Origin of the sequence: Pseudomonas sp. HOU2, assembly GCF_040729435.1 — a bacterium.
Taxonomy (GTDB): Bacteria; Pseudomonadota; Gammaproteobacteria; order Pseudomonadales; family Pseudomonadaceae; genus Aquipseudomonas.
Genome location: NZ_CP160398.1, coordinates 4,886,954 through 4,902,324, shown reverse-complemented (window position 1 = coordinate 4,902,324; position 15,371 = coordinate 4,886,954). Strand labels below are relative to the sequence as shown.

At 61.6% G+C, this 15,371-nt stretch carries 18 protein-coding genes; 9 read left to right on the top strand and 9 right to left on the bottom strand.

The annotated features are described in order from the left end of the window. Positions 1-98 precede the first annotated feature (98 nt). The gene (locus ABV589_RS22245) at positions 99-1,013 is read left to right on the top strand and encodes a LysR family transcriptional regulator (RefSeq protein ID WP_367083678.1); all 915 of its coding nucleotides are present in this window, start codon (positions 99-101) and stop codon (positions 1,011-1,013) included. A 152-nt stretch (positions 1,014-1,165) separates the two neighbouring features. On the opposite strand, the gene ABV589_RS22240 is transcribed toward ABV589_RS22245, so the two are convergent. Genes ABV589_RS22240 through ABV589_RS22230 form a run of 3 tightly spaced genes read right to left on the bottom strand, consistent with a single transcriptional unit; the run spans position 1,166 to position 3,013 of the window. Next, positions 1,166-1,708 carry a DUF2937 family protein gene (locus ABV589_RS22240; RefSeq protein ID WP_064586452.1) on the bottom strand — a complete coding sequence of 181 codons (543 nt, stop codon included), beginning with the start codon at positions 1,706-1,708 and terminating at the stop codon, positions 1,166-1,168. Between the two features lie 14 nt (positions 1,709-1,722). After that, positions 1,723-2,499 carry a class II glutamine amidotransferase gene (locus ABV589_RS22235; protein ID WP_007969599.1) on the bottom strand — a complete coding sequence of 259 codons (777 nt, stop codon included), beginning with the start codon at positions 2,497-2,499 and terminating at the stop codon, positions 1,723-1,725. A gap of 16 nt (positions 2,500-2,515) precedes the next feature. Next, entirely contained in the window at positions 2,516-3,013 is a 498-nt protein-coding gene (locus ABV589_RS22230; protein WP_367083675.1) for an MFS transporter, read from the bottom strand. Positions 3,014-3,239: 226 nt separating this feature from the next. On the opposite strand from ABV589_RS22230, the gene ABV589_RS22225 reads away from it, so the two are divergent. Both ABV589_RS22225 and ABV589_RS22220 read left to right on the top strand, forming a co-directional pair. After that, positions 3,240-5,294: a S9 family peptidase gene (locus ABV589_RS22225; protein WP_367083674.1), complete on the top strand. Its 2,055-nt coding sequence runs from the start codon at positions 3,240-3,242 to the stop codon at positions 5,292-5,294. Positions 5,295-5,496: 202 nt separating this feature from the next. After that, a complete protein-coding gene (locus ABV589_RS22220) occupies positions 5,497-5,970 on the top strand; it encodes a cyclic nucleotide-binding domain-containing protein (protein WP_007969596.1) in 474 nt (157 codons plus the stop codon). On the opposite strand, the gene ABV589_RS22215 is transcribed toward ABV589_RS22220, so the two are convergent. Continuing rightward, complete coding sequence (locus ABV589_RS22215) at positions 5,967-6,251, bottom strand: hypothetical protein (RefSeq protein ID WP_367083672.1); 285 nt, start codon at positions 6,249-6,251, stop codon at positions 5,967-5,969. The two genes, ABV589_RS22220 and ABV589_RS22215, sit on opposite strands and share 4 nt — an antisense overlap. An 80-nt stretch (positions 6,252-6,331) precedes the next feature. Here ABV589_RS22215 and ABV589_RS22210 point away from each other — a divergent pair, with 80 nt between their 5' ends. The 4 genes from ABV589_RS22210 to ABV589_RS22195 all read left to right on the top strand — a co-directional run bounded on the left by ABV589_RS22210 (position 6,332) and on the right by ABV589_RS22195 (position 8,579). After that, complete coding sequence (locus ABV589_RS22210) at positions 6,332-7,018, top strand: spermidine synthase (RefSeq protein WP_047598150.1); 687 nt, start codon at positions 6,332-6,334, stop codon at positions 7,016-7,018. A 50-nt stretch (positions 7,019-7,068) separates the two neighbouring features. After that, a complete protein-coding gene (locus ABV589_RS22205; RefSeq protein ID WP_003222612.1) occupies positions 7,069-7,440 on the top strand; it encodes a YajD family HNH nuclease in 372 nt (123 codons plus the stop codon). Between the two features lie 208 nt (positions 7,441-7,648). Next, positions 7,649-8,119: an RNA methyltransferase gene (locus ABV589_RS22200; protein ID WP_007911337.1), complete on the top strand. Its 471-nt coding sequence runs from the start codon at positions 7,649-7,651 to the stop codon at positions 8,117-8,119. 82 nt (positions 8,120-8,201) lie between these two features. Further along, positions 8,202-8,579, top strand: coding sequence for a DUF2892 domain-containing protein (locus ABV589_RS22195; protein WP_041070334.1), 378 nt, complete (start codon positions 8,202-8,204; stop codon positions 8,577-8,579). A 77-nt stretch (positions 8,580-8,656) separates the two neighbouring features. Here the strand turns inward: ABV589_RS22195 and ABV589_RS22190 are convergent, their stop codons facing one another. Further along, complete coding sequence (locus ABV589_RS22190) at positions 8,657-9,886, bottom strand: hypothetical protein (protein WP_367083670.1); 1,230 nt, start codon at positions 9,884-9,886, stop codon at positions 8,657-8,659. Positions 9,887-9,922: 36 nt separating this feature from the next. Further along, a complete protein-coding gene (locus tag ABV589_RS22185) occupies positions 9,923-10,372 on the bottom strand; it encodes a YcgN family cysteine cluster protein (RefSeq protein ID WP_027614519.1) in 450 nt (149 codons plus the stop codon). Between the two features lie 164 nt (positions 10,373-10,536). On the opposite strand from ABV589_RS22185, the gene ABV589_RS22180 reads away from it, so the two are divergent. Continuing rightward, on the top strand, positions 10,537-11,130 hold the full coding sequence (locus ABV589_RS22180; protein ID WP_367083668.1) for a nitroreductase family protein: 594 nt from the start codon (positions 10,537-10,539) through the stop codon (positions 11,128-11,130). Positions 11,131-11,254: 124 nt separating this feature from the next. Here the strand turns inward: ABV589_RS22180 and ABV589_RS22175 are convergent, their stop codons facing one another. The 3 genes from ABV589_RS22175 to rnd all read right to left on the bottom strand — a co-directional run bounded on the left by ABV589_RS22175 (position 11,255) and on the right by rnd (position 13,729). Continuing rightward, complete coding sequence (locus ABV589_RS22175) at positions 11,255-12,187, bottom strand: D-2-hydroxyacid dehydrogenase (RefSeq protein WP_007963309.1); 933 nt, start codon at positions 12,185-12,187, stop codon at positions 11,255-11,257. A 118-nt stretch (positions 12,188-12,305) separates the two neighbouring features. Then, on the bottom strand, positions 12,306-12,599 hold the full coding sequence (locus ABV589_RS22170) for a YcgL domain-containing protein (protein ID WP_007963308.1): 294 nt from the start codon (positions 12,597-12,599) through the stop codon (positions 12,306-12,308). After that, positions 12,596-13,729: a ribonuclease D gene (gene rnd, locus ABV589_RS22165; RefSeq protein ID WP_027614515.1), complete on the bottom strand. Its 1,134-nt coding sequence runs from the start codon at positions 13,727-13,729 to the stop codon at positions 12,596-12,598. Before rnd ends, ABV589_RS22170 begins: the two co-directional genes overlap by 4 nt. Positions 13,730-14,069: 340 nt before the next feature. Between rnd and ABV589_RS22160 the strand changes: the two genes are divergently transcribed. Next, entirely contained in the window at positions 14,070-15,251 is a 1,182-nt protein-coding gene (locus tag ABV589_RS22160) for a cyanate transporter (RefSeq protein ID WP_367083665.1), read from the top strand. Positions 15,252-15,371 lie beyond the last annotated feature (120 nt).

Genomic DNA, 15,371 nt, shown 5'->3' with positions numbered 1-15,371 from the left:
AACCGGATGCGCCGATTTTTCGTCGCCCGGCCCTGCTGCGTCCAACGAATAAAAACCCGCCTTAGGCATAAGAAAAATTTGTCACCCGAGCCGTTGCCATGAACCTGAAGTTTCTCGAGACCTTTGTCTGGGTCGCCCGGCTGAAGAGTTTTCGCCTGACCGCCGACAAGCTGTTCACCACCCAGGCGTCGATTTCCAGCCGCATCGCGGTGCTCGAAGGCGAGCTGGGGGTGAAGCTGTTTCTGCGTGATTCACGCGGCGTCAGCCTGACGCCCGAAGGCCTGAAAGTGCTGGATTATGCCGAGCAGATGCTCGATACGATGTCAGCCCTCAAGCAATCGATCGAGACCCGTTCGAGCAAGGTCGGCCGGGTGCGCATCGGTGTGATGGACACGGTGATCCACACCTGGCTCAGCCCGTTGGTGGCGCAGATGACCGATCTGTATCCACGGGTGGAAATCGAGCTGGTGGCGGATACCTCGCTGAACCTCTGCGATCAGCTGCAAAAAGGCTTTCTCGACATCGTTCTGCAAACCGATCTGGTGCGCCACGAAAGCGTGCGCAGTCTGGAGCTGGCCAGCCATCCGCTGGGCTGGATCGTCGCCAGCAACTCGATCTACAACCGCGACTACGCCGACCTCGGCGAACTGGCCCAGGAACGGCTCATCACCTACTCGAAAAACTCCCGGCCGCATCAGGATCTACTGGCGCTGATGCAGGCCAACGGTGTGCTGGCGCCGCGCCTGAATTGCGTGAATTCGGTGTCGGCGATTACTCGGCTGTTACGCGATGGTTTTGGTATTGGCGTACTGCCACCGGTGCTGGTGGCCGAGGAACTGGCCCGGGGTGAACTGACCTTGCTCGACATCGACCAGCGACCACCGAATCTGCAGGTGGTGGTGTCGTGGCGAGTTGGCGTGGAATGGGTCGAGGAAATGGTGACGTTGTGTCAGCAGGTGCTGGCGGGGTATGCGCGCAAGGTCGGTGAAAACTACATTGTCTTGAGTGCCTGACACCCTGTGGCGAGGGAGCTTGCTCCCGCTGGACTGCGAAGCAGGCCCAAAACCAGACATCCCAATCATTCAGGACAATTGAGTTCAAAGGTTTACGACTGCTGCGCAGCCGGGCGGGAGCAAGCTCCCTCGCCACAGGGGTTTGGCCAGCCTTACAACCCGCGCACGTCGCGGTCTTCAATCGGCCGGCTCTGGCGCAGACGGCGCCCACCGAGCACCACCCAGTCAATCAGACGAATCAGGCACTCGATGCCGAACGACAGCAGCAACGCGCCGCTCATGCCCCAGATCATCGCTTCCGGGGTCAGCAGGATCTGGTAGCTGTAGCCGTTCCAGGTTTCTTTGCGGATGTCCGGGTCGGCGGCCAGCACCACTTGCAGGAAACGGATGTACCACGGGCCCTGCATCGCCTGGAACTGTTTATCCAGTGCTATCTGGCGGTTGAGCAAGGTGCTCAGGCTGTCGGCATCGCTGCGAAATACCGGATCGTCACTGGCGCGGTAATGCGCGACCAGCGCCTGCAAGTCGCCCTTGAAGAACTGCTCGGCGGTACCCTGGAAGCCGCGCAGACCGGTCTGCGCTTCGATCAAATGGGCTTCGACACGTTTCGCGTAATCGTTGATGAATCCCGGCACCTGGACACCGATCAACAGGCCCGCCGCAAACAACACCAGCCGTAGATAACTGAGCAACATCGAGGAGAGATCCTTTATTCGGTCGTGCCCTGGCTGACGCATTCGCCGCGTCGCCACAGGCTCCATTGGCCCGGTTGGTAACGGGTCCAGGTTTCATTTTCGGTCAAAGGCTCGGTGGCGATCACCGTGACCACGTCGTTGGGCGTGGTTTCCGCCTGGAAATCGACGATCACATCGACATCCTTGAGCCGCGCCGGGCCGAACGGTGCGCGCCGGGTGATCTGTGCCAGTTTGGTCGAGCAATAGCAGAACAGCCAGTCGCCGTCGCTGAGCAGGCAGTTGAACACACCTTTGCTGCGATATTCGGCGCAGGCAGCGACAAGATCCGGCAGCAGCACTTCTATATCGACCGGTTCGGGGAAGGCTGCACGCACCCGGTTGAGCAGATCGCAGAACGCTGCTTCGCTGTCGGTGTCGCCCACCGGGCGGTAGAAGCTCTTGATCGGGGTGAAATCGGCGAGCTGGCCGTTGTGCGCGAAACACCAGTTACGCCCCCACAGTTCGCGGACGAACGGGTGGGTGTTGGACAGGCAGACCTTGCCGACGTTGGCCTGACGAATGTGGCCGATGACCACTTCGCTCTTGATCGGATAGCGCTGCACCAGATTGGCGACTTCTGATTCGCTGCTCGCGGCCGGGTCTTGGAACAGACGCAAGCCGCGGCCTTCATAGAAGGCGATGCCCCAGCCGTCGCGGTGCGGGCCGGTACGCCCGCCGCGCTGCATCAGGCCGGTGAAGCTGAACACGATATCGGTCGGCACGTTGGCACTCATGCCCAGTAGTTCACACATGTGCTGACTCTCGTGATTACAGACGCGGCTCGACGCGCATGCGCTGCGGATTGTTCGGCACCGGCGGGCGACCGTAACGGTCATCACCGGCCCCGCCAAACGGCTGATCGTCGTCGCGATCATCGGCACGCGCCGCGGCCTTGGCGGCTTCGGCCTGCTCGCGACGGGCGCGCGAGGCGCGTTCGATCGGGAAGCGGATCAACACGAAAATCAGGTAAATGCCGAACGCAATCATGCCGTACATGAACAGATCGGAAATCGCCCGCCACGCGTTGTTGCCGACCTTGAAGGCCAGGTCCAGCGCGGTGATGGCGATCGACGGCGCGACCTTGGCTTTCACCGGGTCAATGATGGTCGGGCTGAACAGCAACACCGCCATCAGCACCCGCAGCGGCTCGCGCAGCCAGCGCCACATCCAGCGGGTCAGGCGCATCCATACCAACAGGCAGCCCACAGCGGCAAAGGCGTAGAGGCCCCAGGCGATCAGATAGTCGTTCTCGGTCATGGTGTCCATGGCAAGGCAGGCAAAGAGGCGCTTATAGTAACGACTTTTCGCCTGTCAGGCTTGTCCCAATAGACACACGACCTGTAGGAGTGAGCCTGCTCGCGATGGCGTCAGCCCATTCAACATCGATGTTGTCTGGTAATCCGTCATCGCGAGCAGGCTCACTCCTACAGGGAAAGCGGCAGTCTCAAGACTTGCGATCACCCTATTCCCGAAAATTGTCCGAGAGCCTTCCATGCCCGAATCCGCCCACGTCATCCGCGCCCCGATCGCCCGCAAGGCTGCCGGTGCCGACCCGTATGCCTGGCTGCAGGAACGCGACACCGACGCGGTGCTCGACTACCTCAAGGCCGAAAATGCCTATCAGGAAGCGCAAACCGCCGATCAGGCCGGCTTGCGCGAAAGCCTGTTCGAAGAGATCAAGGGCCGGATCCTCGAAACCGACCTGTCCCTGCCCTCGCCATGGGGCCCATACCTGTATTACACGCGCACCACAGCGGGTGACGAATACGCCCGCCATTACCGCTGCCCGCGTCCGGCCGACGACAGCCTGACCCTCGACGAAAGCCGCGAGCAACTGCTGCTCGACCCGAACGTGCTGGCCAACGGCGGCTTCTTCTCGCTCGGCGCGTTCAGCATCAGCCCCGACCACCAGCGTCTGGCCTACAGCGTCGACGCTTCGGGCGACGAGATCTACACGCTGTTCGTCAAGGAACTGGCCAATGACAAGGTCAGCGAACTGGAATTCCAGGACTGCGACGGCAGCATGACCTGGGCCAACGACAGCCTGACCCTGTTCTTCGGCGTGCTCGACGACACCCATCGCCCGCACAAACTGTATCGCTATCGCCTCGACGGCACCGCCGCCGAAGAGGTGTTCCACGAGCCGGACGGACGTTTCTTCCTGCATTGCTACCGTTCCAGTTCCGAGCAGCAATTGCTGCTGACCCTGGGCAGCAAGACCACCAGTGAAGTCTGGGCGCTGGACGCGCATCAGCCGCACCTGCCCTTCACTTGCATGGCGCCACGGGTCGAAGATCACGAATACGATGTCGACCACGGCGCGCTGGATGGCGTGTGGACGTGGTTCATCCGCACCAATCGCGACGGCATCAACTTCGCCCTGTATCAGGCCCCGGACACCGGTGTCGTGCCCAGCGAAGCCGACTGGCAGCAACTGGTTCCGCACAGTGACACGGTGATGCTCGACGGCGTGACGCTGAACGCCGAAGCCATGACCCTGAGCCTGCGCGAAGGCGGCTTGCCGGTCATCGAAGTTCACCCGCAAGGGCAGATGCCGTATCGCGTGCAACTGCCGGATGCGGCCTACAGCCTCTATGTGCAGAACAGTCTGGAGTTCGAGAGCGACCGTATCCGTCTGCGTTATGAGGCGCTGAATCGTCCGGCGCAGGTGCGCCGGTTGATCCTTGCCAGCGGCGAGCAAACCGTCCTGAAAGAAACCCCGGTGCTCGGCCCGTTCGACGCCGACGCCTACGTCAGCCAACGCCTGTGGGCCACGGCGCCGGACGGTACGCAGGTGCCGATCAGTCTGGTGATGAAACGCGAAATGGTCGGCAAACCGGTGCCGCTGTATCTGTACGGTTATGGCGCCTACGGTTCCAGTCTCGATCCGTGGTTTTCCCACGCGCGCCTGAGCCTGCTGGATCGCGGCATGGCCTTCGCCATCGCCCACGTGCGTGGCGGCGGTGAGCTGGGCGAGGCGTGGTATCGCGCCGGCAAGCAGGAACACAAGCACAACACCTTCAGCGATTTCATTGCCTGCGCCGAATTCCTGATCCTCAACGGCATCACCACCGCCGAGAAACTGGCGATCAGTGGTGGCAGCGCTGGCGGCTTGTTGATTGGCGCGGTGCTCAATCAGCGTCCGGACCTGTTCGGCGTCGCGATTGCTGAAGTGCCGTTTGTCGACGTGCTCAACACCATGCTCGACCCGGACTTGCCGTTGACCGTCACCGAATACGACGAGTGGGGCAACCCTGAAGAGCCGGACGTCTACGAGCGGATCAAGGCGTACGCGCCGTACGAAAACGTCACCGCGCAGAATTATCCGGCAACTCTGGTGATCGCCGGCTACAACGACAGCCGCGTGCAGTACTGGGAAGCGGCCAAGTGGGTGGCGAAACTGCGCGCGACCAAGACCGACGACAACCTGCTGCTGCTCAAGACCGAACTCGGTGCCGGACATGGCGGCATGAGCGGGCGTTATCAGGGATTACGTGACGTAGCGCTCGAATATGCATTTGTGTTCAAGGTTTTGGGCCTGGCCTGAGGAACTCCGTCGGTCACTTGGGTCTTAACTCCAGACCCAAGAGGCCGATACACCACAGATCCCTGTAGGAGCTGCCGAAGGCTGCGATCTTTTGATCTTGTCTTTCAAAAAATCAAAGATCAAAAGATCGCAGCCTGCGGCAGCTCCTACAGTGGGACGGTGTAAGCCTGGAATCAGTGAAAACAATAAAGACCGCAATGACATGTCAGAACCCACCCTGCTGAACAACGAAATTCGCGACTGGCTGATGGACTGTGGCCTGTTCGATCAATTGCAACTGGCGGACTTTGCCGCGGCCTCGGGCTACTTCAGCATCAGCACCGTGGCTGAGGGCGAGGCGATTTTCCGTGAGGGTGATGCCGGCAGTTTCATGTGCATCCTCCACACCGGCCAGGTCGCGGTGCAAAAAACTGGCCCCGACGGTCAGGTCATCACCATGGCCACCCTGCGCAGCGGGCGGGCGTTCGGCGAAATGGCCGTGCTCGACGGCGAACGCCGTTCGGCCACCTGTATCGCGGCGAGCAACTGCCAACTGCTGAACCTGGGCAAGGACTCGCTGGAAAAAATGCTCAACGACGCGCCGAAGATCGCCGCGAAGATCATCCGTGCCCTCGCCGTGTCCCTTTCCAAACGCCTGCGCATGGCCGACGGCCAACTGGCGGCGCAACAGGTTTAACCGCCGGGGGATTTGGCCTTGCTGCCGCTCGGCTCGATGCCCGGCACTGGTTGATCCTTGCTCGGCGGGCTGGGCATTTCGATCGGCACCAGCGGTGGGCTGCCACTGCCGGCACCGGCCTTCGGTGCGCTGATCGGAGTGATTTGCGGATACGGCGTCGGCGTGGCGGTTCCCGGCGAGCCGGGTTGCGGCGTCGGGCTGACCGGAATGGTCTGCTGCGCCTGCACTGCAGTAATCGAGAGCGCGGCCAGGGCAATGACCGTTAGAATGGTGCGCTTCATCAAGGGCTCCGTTTGGCCTTTAGTCTGTGCTCAGGCTACTCCCAACGGGCCTGCTTGCCTTCCCCCTTGTAGAGATTTCCATGAAACGTTTCGTTCTGCTCGACACCACGCCGATCCCTGACAACGGCGGCGCCCTGTGCCTGTTCGAGTATGGCGAGGATTTCGTCATCAAGATCCAGGGCGGCGACGGCGGGCAATTGATGAACACGCGCATGCACGGTTCCGAAGATGCGCTGGCCGAGATTCCCTGCCGCAAGGTCGCCGGCAGGCCGAATTCGCGAGTATTGATCGGCGGTCTGGGCATGGGCTTTACCCTCGCCTCGGCGCTCAAGCACCTGGGCAAGAGCGCCGAAGTGGTGGTCGCCGAACTGGTGCCCGGCGTGGTCGAGTGGAACCGTGGGCCGCTCGGTGAAAAGTCCGGGCGACCGCTGCTCGATCCGCGCACGGTGATCCGTCAGGACGACGTGGCCAAGGTGCTGCAAAGCGAGCCGAACGGCTTCGACGCGATCATGCTCGACGTCGACAACGGCCCCGAAGGCCTGACCCAGAAGGCCAACAGCTGGCTGTACTCCGCCGCTGGCCTCAACGCCTGCGCCAAGGCCCTGCGACCCAAGGGCGTGCTGGCGGTATGGTCGGCCAGCGCCGACCGGCAGTTTTCCGACAAATTGAAGAAGGCCGGTTTCAAGGCCGAAGAAGTCCAGGTCTTCGCCCACGGCAACAAGGGCACCCGCCACACGATCTGGATTGCCGAGAAGCTCAAGGGCTGAGCTAAACTCTGCACATAACCGTCATCAGTCTTTTTTACAAAGGTGAACCCATGAGTTCGTCCACCCCGACCAACACGTCGAAGCTCGATCGCATCCTTGCCGACAACCAGCGCGACAAGGAAATGGGCTACCGCGACAAGGCCCTGAAAATGTACCCGCACGTGTGTGGCCGCTGCGCCCGTGAGTTTTCCGGCAAGCGCCTGAGCGAACTGACCGTGCACCACCGCGATCACAACCACGACAACAACCCACAGGACGGCTCGAACTGGGAGCTGTTGTGCCTGTACTGCCACGACAACGAACACTCGCGCTACACCGACCAGCAATACTTCGGCGACGGCTCGCTGAGCACGCCGAAAATCGCCAAGGCCACGCACAACCCGTTTGCCGCCCTCGCCGGGTTGATGAAAAAAGAAGACTGAAGATCTTCAGCGCCTGAACTGGCTTCATCGCTGGCAAGCCAGCTCCCACAATGATTTTGGTCGCTCACAAATTTTGTGAACACCCGAGATACCTGTGGGAGCTGGCTTGCCAGCGATGAGGCCAGACCAGACACCACAGATCTCGAATCTGCCCGCCCTCCCCCAATCCCCGTATAATCGCCCTCTTTTTCCCGAAGGCACCCCGCTCGTGGCAGACAAACGTTACAGCTGCATTGGTTTGTACAACCCCAAATCACCGGAGAACGTCGGTTCGGTGATGCGCGCCGCAGGCTGTTACGGCGTGGCGTCGGTGTTCTACACCGGCAAGCGCTATGAACGCGCCGCCGATTTCGTCACCGACACCAAACGCGTGCACTACGATATTCCGCTGATCGGCATCGACGACCTGAAAAAGATCCTCCCGCTCAACTGCGTCCCGGTCGCCGTGGAACTGGTCGAGGGCGCCCGCCCGCTGCCGGAATACACCCACCCGGACCGTGCGCTATACATCTTCGGCCCGGAAGACGGCTCGCTGGACAAAGAGATCCGCGACTGGTGCGAAGACGTGGTGTACATCCCGACCACTGGCTGCATGAACCTCGCCGCCACGGTCAACGTCGTGCTCTACGACCGCATGGCCAAGGGCCTGAATACCCGCTCCGGGCCGAAATTCCGCTGAAACGTCGCACATCCGATGGAACGAGCCGGCCGCTGCGGCAGTCAGCTTATCTATCTATTGCACATTGCCTGGGAGACAGATCATGACCGAACTCAAACGCGTCCAACGTATCGATTCCACCCCGTTCCAGAGCCCGACCGAGCAGAACGTCCAGGGCTGGGAGCGCATCGGCTCGCTGGCCGGTGGCGTGATCATGGTCGGCAAGGGCCTGCGCCGTGGCGGCGTGTTCGGTCTGATTCAGGTGGCGATTGGCGGCGTGGCGATGGCCCGTGGCATCACCGGGCACAGCTCAGTGAAAAGCCTGCTGGAGAAAAGCCGTCAGGACATGAACAACGTGCGGGCGAAGATCGAGCGTGCGGGGGAAGAACTGAGCCAGCTCAAGGCCAATGCCGAGGCGGCGACCAGCACCGCGACGGTGACCGGCAACGATTCGGTGAAATCGCCGAAAGCCGGGGTTTAAAAGCAAAAGATCGCAGCCTGCGGCAGCTCCTGCAGAGATTGGTGCAGGAGCTGCCGCAGGCTGCGATCTTTTGATCTTTACTGCAACAACGCGGTATCGAGGACTTTGGAAGACTCGCCCAGAACACTCTCGGCCAGTTGCACAAATTCCTTGGTACTCACCGTCCCCAGATGCATCGCCCCGCGCAACACATCATCCAGCGAACGTTTGTTCCGCGTCTTCAGACGAATCTCGCGATCCAGTTCCTGCAAGATAATTACCGCTTTTGCAAGCTGCGCCGCGCTGATCTGCTCGCCGCGCAGGGTCGTGACTTTCTGACTGTCCCGGGTCAATTTCACCTGCAACGCCTGATAGCGTTCATCGCTCATGCCCCCGGCACGCCGCAGCAGTTCGATCGCGTAATACTCGGCAAGACCTTCGCTGATCCAGTCGCTGCGCTGTTCGTCATTGATCCGCCCGAACACCTGCGCCAGCTCACGCACCAGCGCACTGCTGCCGCTCTCGCTGACCAGCGGCAACCGCGTGTTCAGGTAAATGGACTCATGCGCACCGAGGCTGCCGCGCCACATCGGGTCGTTGGCGCCGACGATCAGCAGTTTTTTCGGATGCCGGGGATAGACCGCTTGCACCTGCGGCCAGACGAACGTCAGCAGCGTCAGCACATCCATGCGCCGCATGCCCTGCCCTTGCGGCGAAGCCACGGTGACTTCGGTTTCGCCCAGACGCGTGCGGCGGCTGCCGAGATGACCGGCGAGCATCCAGCCGGTCGGGCGATCGAACAGGCGGGACGGGTTGTCGATGCGGAATTTGTTCTTGCCGATGCGCGGCCAGGCGGTTTCGACGCTGTTCCAGCCTTCAGGCAATTCGAATTGCAGGCGCGCGACCAGTTCAGTGCCATCCTGTTGATCGAGTTTTGCAGGGGGCACCAATTCGTCGCCACGCATCAACGCCCAACTCGGCGTCATGCGCGTGTCGAACGTGCCGTTCTTGCGGCCGTGGCTGATGCGTACGCGGTAGGTCAGGCTGGCCTTTTCGCTCGCGGGCCGCCACACGCCACGGGCCAACTTGCCCGGGGTCAGCAGCCATTGGCCGTCGGCCTTGAAGTCGCTGTAGTGGCTGCCGTCGCCGAGGTCGAAATCGAGACTTCGCACCGCCTCGCCTTTGGCCAGGGTCAGGCGCACTTCGGCCTGATCACTTTGCGGCAACAGGCGCACGTGGTAATCCAGATCGACTTTCTTCGCCGCCCACACCGGTGCGCTTAGCGCCAGCAGGCCGATCAGCGATGCCCGCAGCAATCCCCCAGCCATACACACTCCTTGTTGAATCCTGGAAACCCTCGGTGTTTAACCGGCGCGAAAAATCAGGTGATCTTCCCAGTCATCCTCCGGCACGCTGCCTTCGGCGAGCATGCGCCCGGACTGGGAAATCCGTTCGTGATGCACGGCGTCACGGTCGCCACACACCAGGTGGTGCCACAACGGCAGATCCTTGCCCTCGCTGACCAGCCGATAACCGCAGGTCGGCGGCAGCCATTTGAATTCTTCGGCCTGGCCCGGAGTGAGCTGGATACAGTCCGGGACAAACTTGATGCGATTCGGGTAGTCGCTGCACTGGCAGGTCTTCAGGTCCAGCAGTTTGCAGGCGATGCGCGTGTAATAGACGCTGTTGTCTTCTTCATCTTCGAGTTTCTGCAGGCAGCACAAACCGCAGCCGTCGCACAGCGATTCCCATTCCTCGTGATCCAGTTGCTCGAGGGTTTTGCGTTTCCAGAACGGTTCGACTTTGGCGGCCATGGCTCAAGCATCAACATCAGGTGGTGAAAAGGCCGCCAGTCTAGTGCCCAAGGCCCTGCGGGCCAAGCGCTGGCGACTGTCGGTAAATCGCGCTTGTCAGCAGAATCGCCGCCCAGTAGGGTTTTGCCACGAATTCATGACGCAAACACAGCAAGGAATCTTCGATGAGTGCCAACCCTCGCGTTGCCGATTACGCCATTCACCCGCAGTTCACCGACCGCTGGTCGCCCCGCGCCTTCACTGGCGAAGCGATCCCGGAAGAAACCCTGCTGAGCTTTTTCGAAGCCGCACGCTGGGCGCCGTCGGCGTACAACTCGCAGCCGTGGCGTTTTCTGTATGCGCGTCGCGATACGCCGAACTGGCAGCGCTTCCTGGGTCTACTGAACGAGTTCAACCGCAGCTGGGCGCAACACGCGTCGGCGCTGGTGATCGTGATGTCGAAAACCACGTTCACCGCACCCGGTGCCAGTGAAGAGTCCCCGGCGTTGTGGCACACCTTCGACACCGGTTCGGCCTGGGGCCACCTGGCGCTGCAAGCGAGCATCAGCGGCTGGCACACCCACGGCATGGCCGGTTTCGATCAGGAGCTGACCCGCAAGGAGCTGAATATTCCAGAAGGTTATGCGCTGCATGCGGCGGTCGCTATCGGCAAGCTGGGTGACAAGGCAACTCTGGCCGAGTACCTGCAGGCCCGTGAAGAACCGAGCCCGCGTCGTCCGCTGAGTGAGCTGGCGGCGGAAGGCAGCTTCACCCTTTAAGCCACAACGCAAAAACCACTGTAGGAGTGAGCCTGCTCGCGATGGCGGAGTGTCAGACAGCATCAATGTCGACTGACACACCCTCATCGCGAGCAGGCTCACTCCTACAGATATCGCGGTGGATTCAATATCCGCGGTTGAAATCCACTTCCCCGCGCAACGCCTCTCCCGCCTGATACGCCTTCAGGTTGTCGACAAACAACTGCACCATTAACGCCGGCGACGTCGGTGCCGAGCTGTGCCCGGTCAGCAGCAGGCCCCAAGCGGTCCAGAACGGATGGCGTTGCGGCAGCGGCTCCTGACGGCAGACGTCGATCACCGCACCGGCCAGATGCCCTTCCTTCAGGGCTTCGACCAGATCCGCATCAACCACCGCCACGCCGCGCCCAACGTTGATGAACAAACCGGTCGGTTTGAATTGCTTGAACAGCGCCGCGTCGTAAATGTCGTGGGTGTGTTCGGTATTCGGCAGCAGGTTGACCACGTAATCGACCTCCCCCACCAGTCGCGGCAGATCGGCCATCGAGCCGACTTCGACGAACGGCGCCTGCTCGCGCGCGCTGCTGGCGATGCCGTACAACTCGACGCCGAACGGCAACAGAAACTGCGCCACGCTCTGGCCGATATCGCCGGTGCCGACGATCAGCACCTTGCGCCCGACCAGACTCTGGCCGGTGCGGTTGTCCCACTTGCGCTCGACCTGGCTGACCAGCCGCGCCAGCACTTCACGCTCGTGACCGAGCATGTAGGTCAGCACGTATTCGGCCATCACCTGACCGAAGATCCCCACCGCGCGGGTCAGACGGTAATCGCGGCGCAGACCGTCGGCGAGCAGCGGCGTGATGCCGGCCCAGGTCGATTGCAGCCATTGCGGTTGATGGCCCTGACGCAGCAGGGTCGCCAGCAGATCCGGCTGCCCCAGCCACACCGGGCAATCGGCCGCCTGACGGGCCAGTTCGGCAGAGTCGCCACTGGTCAGTACTTCAAGTTCGGGGGCCGCCTGACGCAGCAGCCGGGCGTACACCGCGTGGTCGTGTTCAGCAATCAGAACGCGCATCTTCAAACCTTTCGCAAACCGTGCAGGCAACCGCCGAAAGAGCCGTACTCCTTCGTGGCGGTCGTCGCCGTAAAATCAGTTCCAGGGTGGCAAGAGGCCCAGAACAGGGCCTCGCAGATCAGACCGGGTCGTTGCGTCGCAGCAATTCTTCGGGCAGGTGTTCGATGTACTCGTCCTCGGCCGGTGGCATCTGCAGGTGGTAGCCCTGCTTGTCGAGGTTTTCCAGGACCACGACGATGTCCTCGCTGGCCAGCTTGCGCTCAGGCGACAGCACCAGATCGAACGAATGTTTCGGCTTGCCGAAAGCAGCCATCAGTGCCTCGGGTACGCGCTCAAGCGCATCGCTCTTGAGCACATAAAGGTACATTCCGCTTCGCTTGGAGCTTTGGTAAATGGAGCAAATACGTTTCAAGGCTGTTCTCCGGCGGTGGCCAGGCTGTCGAGCAGCTTCTGGCCCATGAGTTCGCGGCGCCAGCCACGCAGCGACTCAGGCAATTGATATGGGCCCTCGGGGAAGCCGCTTTTGACCAGCGCTTCGAGGGTTTTCTTGCGCAGCATCAGTTCCGGTGCGATACCCAAACGCTCAGCTTCGACCTGGCCGAGGGCGCGCAGTTGCTTGATCAGCGCCGCCGCTTCGACCGGCAATGGTTCCGGCACCGCCGGCGGCCATTGATCAGGCCCCACACTGCCAGAGCGCTTGATCAGATCAAGCAGAAATTGGCCGTCCTGACGCACGGTACGCGGGTGCATGTCTTCGATCTTGCCCAGCGCGGCGAGGTTGTCCGGTTGCGTGCGGGCCAGCGGCCACAGCGAGTGTTCACGGACGATGCGGTTGCGCGGCAGATCACGGGCACGCGCTTCTTTTTCACGCCAGGCGCACAGCTCACGCAGCACCGCCAGTTGGGCGCGGGACAGTTTCCACGCCAGTTTGGCTTCGCGATAGACCTCGTACGGGTCGGTCTCGCGGCGCAGGTTGGCCACCAGTTCGGCGCCGTCCTCCAGCACCCAGGCGAATTTGTCGTCAGACAGTTTCGGCCGCAGCTGTACGAAAACTTCCGCCAGATGCACCGCGTCTTCGGCGGCGTAGCTGATTTGTGTGTCGGAAAGTGGACGCTGCAACCAGTCGGAACGGGTTTCGCCCTTCGGCAGCTCGATACCGAGTACTTCCTGCACCAGTCGCGAATAGCCCATCGAGAACCCGAGGTTCAGGTAGGCCGCTGCCAATTGTGTGTCGAACAGTGGCGCCGGCAGGCTGCCGGTCAGGCGCAGCAACACTTCGAGGTCTTCGCTGCAGGCATGCAGGACTTTGAGCACCGCCGGGTTTTCCAGCAACGCCGCCAGCGGTTGCCAGGCGTCGATGGTCAGCGGATCGATCAGGTAGGCGCGTTTGCCGTCACCGACCTGCAGCAAACCGGCAATCGGGTAGAAGGTGTCGACCCGCATGAATTCGGTGTCGAGGGCAACGAACGGCAGTTGCTGCCACTCGGCGCAAAACTGCGCGAGGCTTTCGTTGTCGCGAATCCAGTGAATATCGATGGCCACACGGCTCTCCCTTGAAGAATGGCGCGCAGTATATATCGCCGCCGGCGTTTTACGCGCCTGCGCTGGGCCAGAGCTGTAACGAAATGTCCTGCCAGAGAGAAAGAATAGTCTTACAGCGTGATTGGCAAGATAAATCCGTCCCGTGTAGGAGCTGCCGCAGGCTGCGATCTTTTGATCTTGATCTTGGTCTTGAAAAACAAGATCAAAAGATCGGAGCCTGCGGCAGCTCCTACAGTGGGGAGAGTGATATTTAGTTTTTAAATAATGCTCGGGAAATCTGATTTGCCGATAGGCGCGCCGCGCCGCCTAATCGACAGCCTCCGCAATCCAGAGTCTGCCGATGGAAAACGTCCGCGCCACCTCCCGCCCCGCTGTCTGGCTGATGTTCGGGATCATTCTCGTCGCGCTCAATCTGCGCCCGTCCATGGCCGCCGTCGGGCCATTGTTGTCGGCGATTCGTGGCGATATCCCGCTGAGTTTCAGCGCGGCCTCGCTGCTGACCATGCTGCCGGTGATGGCGATGGGGCTGGCGATGTTTTTCGGCATAGGCATCAGCCGACGCCTGGGCGAGCAGCGCACGGTGATCCTGTCGTTGCTGATCATCGGCCTGGCGACGCTGTCGCGGCTGATGCTCGATTCGGCGCCGCAATTGATTGGCAGCGCGGTGCTGGCCGGGATGGGTATCGCCTTGATTCAGGCGCTGATGCCGGTGCTGATCAAGTCACGCTTCCCCGATAACGTGGCGCTGTGCATGGGCCTGTATGTCACGTCGATCATGGGCGGTGCCGCACTGGCCGCCTCATTCTCGCCGCTGGTGCTGCTGCAGACCGGCAGCTGGCGCATCGGGCTGGCGATCTGGGCGGCATTGGCCTTGCTCGCGTTGCTGGCCTGGTGGACACAGTCGATTCCGCCATCCATCCAGAACACGCCTGTAGGAAAAGAGTCCTTCATGCGTAATTCCCGTGCCTGGCTGCTGGCCCTCTTCTTCGGCCTCGGCACGGCGTCCTACACCTGCGTACTCGCCTGGCTGGCGCCGTACTACGTGGAACAAGGCTGGAGCGAACAGCACGCCGGGCTGCTGCTGGGTTTTCTGACCGCCATGGAGGTGATTTCCGGGCTGCTGACGCCGGCCATCGCCAACCGCAGCCGTGATCGCCGTGCCGTCCTCGCAGCGTTGCTGCTGATGATCATCGGCGGCTTCTGCGGACTGATCCTCAGCCCGCAACACCTCAGCTTGCTGTGGCCCTGTCTGTTAGGGCTGGGGATTGGCGGCTTGTTTCCGATGAGCCTGATCGTCTCGCTCGATCACCTCGACAACCCGCAGCGCGCCGGCAGCCTGACCGCGTTCGTGCAAGGCATCGGCTACTTGATCGCCGGGCTTTCGCCGCTGCTCGCCGGAATCATCCGCGACCGCCTCGGCAGCTTTGAATGGGCCTGGTGGTCGCTGACCGCAGTGATGGTGGTGATGCTGCTGATAGTGCTGCGCTTTGACCCTCGGCAGTACGCCCGATACATCCGTTGAAGCCGAATGCCGCCGCCGGGCTAGAGGCCTGTTGCCATCTTTTTGCGCTTTATTTGCCGACGTCGTGTTACTAAAACTTTCTGTCCCACTGGCGACATCGAAACGTCCTACAGGGCTTTG